This window comes from Fundidesulfovibrio sp. (assembly GCF_058402725.1).
Genome location: NZ_JBZVFJ010000185.1, coordinates 1 through 5589, shown reverse-complemented (window position 1 = coordinate 5589; position 5589 = coordinate 1). Strand labels below are relative to the sequence as shown.

At 67.4% G+C, this 5589-nt stretch carries 6 protein-coding genes; 2 read left to right on the top strand and 4 right to left on the bottom strand.

Annotated features, from left to right (window positions below; translation table 11 throughout):
• Positions 1-94: 94 nt before the first annotated feature.
• The gene (locus tag ACV4UX_RS16895) at positions 95-1108 is read right to left on the bottom strand and encodes an HD-GYP domain-containing protein (protein WP_491594451.1); all 1014 of its coding nucleotides are present in this window, start codon (positions 1106-1108) and stop codon (positions 95-97) included.
• Between the two features lie 295 nt (positions 1109-1403).
• Between ACV4UX_RS16895 and ACV4UX_RS16890 the strand changes: the two genes are divergently transcribed.
• A complete protein-coding gene (locus tag ACV4UX_RS16890; RefSeq protein WP_491594450.1) occupies positions 1404-2171 on the top strand; it encodes a hypothetical protein in 768 nt (255 codons plus the stop codon).
• Here the strand turns inward: ACV4UX_RS16890 and ACV4UX_RS16885 are convergent.
• Positions 2164-2670, bottom strand: coding sequence for a bifunctional adenosylcobinamide kinase/adenosylcobinamide-phosphate guanylyltransferase (locus ACV4UX_RS16885; protein ID WP_491594449.1), 507 nt, complete (start codon positions 2668-2670; stop codon positions 2164-2166). The two genes, ACV4UX_RS16890 and ACV4UX_RS16885, sit on opposite strands and share 8 nt — an antisense overlap.
• Positions 2667-3404, bottom strand: a complete 738-nt coding sequence (cbiR, locus tag ACV4UX_RS16880) for a cobamide remodeling phosphodiesterase CbiR (protein WP_491594448.1) — start codon at positions 3402-3404, stop codon at positions 2667-2669. Before cbiR ends, ACV4UX_RS16885 begins: the two co-directional genes overlap by 4 nt.
• A gap of 117 nt (positions 3405-3521) precedes the next feature.
• On the opposite strand from cbiR, the gene ACV4UX_RS16875 reads away from it, so the two are divergent.
• Positions 3522-3662: a hypothetical protein gene (locus tag ACV4UX_RS16875; RefSeq protein ID WP_173082646.1), complete on the top strand. Its 141-nt coding sequence runs from the start codon at positions 3522-3524 to the stop codon at positions 3660-3662.
• A gap of 475 nt (positions 3663-4137) precedes the next feature.
• On the opposite strand, the gene ACV4UX_RS16870 is transcribed toward ACV4UX_RS16875, so the two are convergent.
• On the bottom strand, positions 4138-5589 hold a 1452-nt coding region (locus ACV4UX_RS16870), incomplete at its 5' end, for an ammonia-forming cytochrome c nitrite reductase subunit c552 (RefSeq protein ID WP_491594447.1).

The following is a 5589-nucleotide window of genomic DNA, read 5'->3' as shown; positions in this document are numbered from 1 at the left end:
GGGATTCCATAAGGGCGTAGCCCTTTGGCCGCCGGAGGCATCTTCCCGTCTGCCCAGCCGCTCAACGCTGCCGGATCGCCAGCTTGCTTGTCCTTCAGACGATGCGGGCGTTTCCCAGCACGTAGACGAGGCGTTTGAACAGTGCGGGGTCGAAGGCGCCGACCATGTCTTCCTGCATGATGGCCAGGGCTTTGTAGGGGGTGAGTGCTTTGGCGTAGGGGCGTTCGGAGGTGAGGGCGTCGTAGACGTCGCACAGGGCCAGGACGCGGGCGTAGACGGGGATGGCTTCGCCCGCGATGCCGCCCGGGTAGCCGCCGCCGTCGAAGCGTTCGTGGTGGAAGAGGATGGTGTTGGTGGCCACGTGGCTGATGGGCATGGCGGCGCAGATGCCCAGGGCGCGCACGGGGTGTGTCTTCATGAGTTCCCACTCGGCCTGGTTGAGCGGTCCGTGCTTGTTGATCACGTCGTCGGAGATCTGGGTCTTGCCGATGTCGTGGAGGGCTGCGCCGAGTCCGGCCTCGAAGAGGACGCTCTGTTCCACGCCGGGCAGGGACTGGAGCACGGCGATGGTGAGCACCATGGTGTTCAGCGAGTGGCTGTAGGTGTGGTATTTGTGGGAGAGGAATTCCGAGAGGCTGCGCAGGGATTCCTCTTTGGAGAGCAGGGCGATGCCGCGTTTCACGAGGGTTTGCATGGCGGCGTAGGTCTTTTCGTCGAGGCCCCGGGGGAGTTTGCTCTGGAAGCTCTGTTTGAGCATGCCGGCGGAGATCTGGTAGAAGAGCTTGGAGCGTTCTTCCAGTGGCAGGTTCTCGTTGAGGAGCATGTTGCCCAGGTTCTTGGCCAGGTAGGATTCGTAGCTGAAGCGCTGGTCCACGCGGATGAAGAATTCGGTGACCTCCAGGAGTTCCTTGAGCTTGGGTTCCACGGTGAAGCGTTCGCCCGCTTTGGCGTAGAGCACGAACCAGTCGCCGCGTTTGAGGTAGAGGTCGAAGGGACCGGCGGTGCCCGGGAGGATGGTCCTGGGGTGGATGGGGAAGTAGTCTTCCTTGCGCTGGGAGACCTTGCCTGCCTGGGAGGCGGGCTGCTGGGGCGGGTGATGGACGGTCACGGCTTTCCTGGCCCGTGGGCCGGATTGACCGGGCAGGCCTGGCCTTCGGCGGGCGGGAGGTCCGGTTCCAGGGGGCGTCCGGTGAGTCGGCTCCAGAGGAAGGCTTCGGGGTCGAACCCGGCCAGGCGGTCCAGTTCGATTTCGCGCGGGCGGCCATCATGTGTCCGCCTGCGCAGCCGTAGTCTCCGAACCAGGTCCGGGCCTTGGCCCCGATGTCGCGTCGCAGGCCGTCGGAGCGCATCACCACCACCAGGCGCGAGGCGTAGGCCCCGGCGATGGCGATCCAGGAGAGGCCGTGCACGCGCAGGAAGAAGTCGGCCAGCACCACGAGCACGTCGGGGTTTTCCACGGGGCCCACGTAGGCGTGGAGCCCGTCCCTGCCCACGGGGCGCATGCGCTCGAAGGCCCGCGAGAAGTAGGCCAGCCAGCTGCGGTGGAACTCGGCGTGGATGATGCGGCGCAGGAGGAGCTTGTCGGAGAACTTGGAGAGCCAGCTGAAGGCTTTCACGTCCACGTCGGAGAAGGCGCGTTCGAAGGAGCCGGTGTCCGTCTTGATGCCGTAGAGCAGGGCGGTGGCCAGGAGTTTGCCGGGTTTCACGCCCAGGTTGTAGAGGTATTCGGTGAGCAGGCTGGAGCAGGCCCCGTAGCCGACGGGGATTTCCACGTAGCGGGCGCGGGGCGGGCGCGCGGGGTCCACGGGGTGGTGGTCCAGGAGGATGTCCAGCTCCACGGGGGGGAAGTCGGTGCTGTGGTGGGGCTGGGAGTCCACCATGGCGAAGCGCTGGTAGCGGGCGGGGGTGTCGGGCTGGAGGCGGATCAGGGGGATGCGCAGGGTGCGCACCATGGCCAGGTTGTCCGGCCGGGAGATCTCGTTGGTGTGGCCGATGTCTGCCTGGCCGCCGTGGCGCGCGATGATCTTGCGCAGGGCCATGGAGCAGCCCAGGGCGTCGGGGTCCGCGCTGATGAGGATCAGCCAGCGTTCGCCGGGATGGATGAGGCTCGTGAGGGCGGCGAGCTTTTCGCCGAGCACCCGGAAAAAGGCCATGTTCTCCTCGCTACTTGAGGCGCAGGGGCAATCCGGCAACCACCAGAAGGGCTTCCTGGGCCAGGGCCGCAAGGGCCTGGTTGAGCGCGCCCTGTTCCCTGGCGAAACGCCTGGCCAGGGAGGAGGGCGCGATGGGCCCCAGGCCCACCTCGCAACTCACGAGCGTGCAGAGCGGGGCGTCGGGGGCGTGGTAGCCCTCCAGGGCTTCGAGGAGTTCCCCCGTGCGGATGCGCCCTTGCTCCATGCAGGTGAAGAGCCAGAAGTCCAGGCTGTCCACCAGGACCTTGCGTCCGCTCCCGCGCTGGGCCTCCAGGGCGGCGGGCAGCTCCGCTCCGGGCTCGGCCACGGGGAAGGCCGGGTCGCGCTCCAGGCGGTGGGCCAGGATCTGGCGGCGGAAGGCCTCGTCCCGGGCCAGGCCCATGGCCAGCACGGTCCCGGGGCCGGGGGCCAGCCGGAACCTTTCGTAGGCCAGGCCGGATTTGCCCGATTTCTCGCCGCCCAGCACCAAGAGGATCATCCGCGCGGCCTCCGCTCCGCATCCAGAGCGTAGAACGTTTCGAGGCTCGCACGCAAGTCCTCCTCGGTGAAAACCTCGAAGAGAATCGTCGTGTTGGGATCAAGCAGGTCCAGGATTTCCCCCAGAAGGATGCGCTGCTCCGGGGTGATCAGGTGCAGGCCCAGGTGGCGGTGACGCCCAGTCTCCGGACCGGGGGCGTAGCAGTGCAGCAGCTCCACGCGGCGGGCCAGGCCAGGGCGCTGGAGCAGGTGGTGCTGTCCGAAGGCCATGAGGTGCCCGTTGTCCAGGCACAGGGGGAGATCCAGGGCCTCGATGACGGGCCAGTGCGCTTCCAGGCCGTCGGTGGGGATGTTCTCCACCAGAAGCCGCCAACCCGGGGAGGCCTTGCGCCAGCGGGCGGCGAAACCCTCCAGGATCGACGGATCGCCCGGCGGGTGGAGCACCCCGGCCCAGGGGGCCAGGGGCGCGGCCAGATCCATGAGACGCGCGCAGAGATCCCAGCAGGGGCCTGGGCCTAGCTCCCAGGGCAGGTCCGTGGGCAGGTGGACATGGGTTTCCAGGCCCTGCACATGGAACTCCGAGGGGTCGTAGGCCAGGCTGGGGGCGTGCTGGTAGAAGAGCAGGGCGGCCTGGCGGATGGGCAGGTCCCAGGCCGCGATGCGCTCCAGGTTGCGGCGCAGCGTGGTGGGGGCCAGCCAACTGGTGGCTGCCAGGGGGCGCTGGGCGGGGGTCATGTGCTTTCCTTCACTTGCCATTCCGGGGCATGCCTGCTAGAGATTCCGCGTCCGCCTCATGGCAGATTGGCGACCGTTTCGCGTCCATTCCGATGCAGTTTTTTCGGAGGTCTGAACGTGACCCGCATCAGAAACGCTTTCCAGCACGTCTTCAACCCGTTGCACGTGTATTGCCGCCTGAAGGACTTCGGCGTCTCCGCCCCCGTGGCGCACAAGATGTGCCGGGCCTACGAGCGTTTCTTCCGCCTGCTGCCCTAGCCGAGCCGATCCCGGCCGTCCCCTCCGGGACCGGCCGGAGACTTCCCCCCGACTTTTCGCACCCGGCCGTCGCGCCGGTTTTTCATGGCCCTGCCGGATCAGGCGCCTGGGGGCGCTTGCGTCTGCCGTACGCCCGGTGCGGGCGCAAAGCGCGCTCCGGGCGGTGGGGCCTGCGATCGCGGCGGCCCGGTCCCTGGGAGCCCCTGCCGTGCGGTCCCGGTCCGGGCCGATCCCGAAGCGATGAGTTCCAAGCCAGGCCGCCCCGCATCCGGGCGGCCCCGAATCCGGACGATCCCGTACCGAAGATGCCCGGCCTTGCGGCCAGGGACCATGGCAGGAAGCCGTCCGGGTGTCCAGGCGTGGCCTCGCCGCGACCTGTTCCCGGGTTTCTCCCGGGGCGCCGTTGCGGTCGCGCCAAAGAGGACGGCCCCCCGCGCAGAGCACGGGGGGCCGTCTGGCGTTCAGGCCGCAGTCCCTACTGGGTCAGCTTCTTGTTGCCGTCCCACACCTTGCCGGACTTGGGCAGCGGGGTGAGGTAGGTGGTCCAGACGTACTTCTTGAGGTTCTCGGGGTCCATCTGCATCTCGCGGCTCCACTCCAGGATGGGGGGCACGAGCTTGCGGATGTCGCCTTCCAGGTTCTTGCCGATGCCGTAGTTGGTGGCCTGCATGGCCAGCAGGGCGGCGCGGGCGCTGTACTCCTGGGAGCGGGCCAGGGTGTCCATGGTCTTCACGGGGTTGTGGAAGCCTACGGAGTTCTCGGCGGAGACGTAGTCCCACATCCACTGGCCGTGGCGCACGTTCTCGCGCGCCTGGAGCATGAGGGCGTCGTAGTCGGGGTTCTTTTCGCCCTTCCAGGCGTCGGCCAGGCGCACGGCCTCGTGGGCGCGCACGGAGAGGTCCTGGGCCTTGAGGAGCTGGTCGTAGACCTTGCGCTGGGTGAAGAGCACGCGCTCCTTGAGGTATTCGGGGGTCTTGTCCTGGTGGCACTGCTTGCAGGTGCCCTCGATGTTCAGAAGCGGCGAGGTCCACTGGTGGTTGGAGGTCTTCTTCTTGTCGGGGTCCACGGAGCGGGTGTAGGCCATGTGGCAGTCGGCGCAGGCCACGCCGGCGGCGCCGTGGGGGCCGTTGATGAAGTGCTCGAACTCGGGGTGCTGGGCCTTGAGCATGGGGGTCTTGGAGACGGGGTGGACCCAGTCGGCGAACCAGCCTTCCATGGTCTTCATCTCCACGACGCCGTGGTCCTTGTAGTACTGGTAGATGTTTTCGGGGTCCACGCCGCCGAAGGGCTTGTCGGGGGTGGCGCCGGTGGTCCAGGGGAACACGGGCTTGGCGGCGGGGCCGTGCTTGGCGGCCTGGAAGTAGTACTCCACGTGGCACTGTGCGCAGACCAGGGAGCGCATGTCGTTGCGCGAGGCCTTGGCCAGGTCGTAGCCGACCTTCTGGAGGGCTTCCTTGAGGGGCACGGAGTCGATGCGCAGTTTCATGTCGGCGGGGTCGTGGCAGTAGGAGCAGCCGATGGTGTTGTCCTTGGCGTCCTGCTTGGTGCGGAAGTCGTGGAACTCCATGGACCACACCTTGTCGCCGTATTCGCGGTGCCAGGTGGACATCTTGGTGGTCTTGCAGTTCCAGCAGGTGGCGGGCAGGCCGGCCTTGTCGGAATAGCGGTTGGTGCGGTCGGTGTTGAGGATGTCCTCGATGGCGTAGGTGTGGCCCCGGGCCTTCTTGTACTCGAAGCTGAAGGGATAGCCCAGCCAGAGGTTCTTCAGGTAGGGCTGCGCGGCCTTTGGGTTGCCCTTCGGGGGCGGGTTGACGTTGTCGTTCTTGTCCCAGGGCACGGGGCCGCCGAAGTCGGTCATCTGCTGGAGGTCGTCGCGGTTGTTGCGCTGGTAGGTCAGCCACTGGGCGGGGAACTGTTTCTCGAAGGC

What these genes read in the sequence shown, in the direction of transcription:
- ACV4UX_RS16885 (WP_491594449.1), bottom strand. Translation starts at nt 2,670, where the DNA reads ATGATCCTCTTGGTGCTGGGCGGCGAGAAATCGGGCAAATCCGGCCTG.
- cbiR (WP_491594448.1), bottom strand. Translation starts at nt 3,404, where the DNA reads ATGACCCCCGCCCAGCGCCCCCTGGCAGCCACCAGTTGGCTGGCCCCC.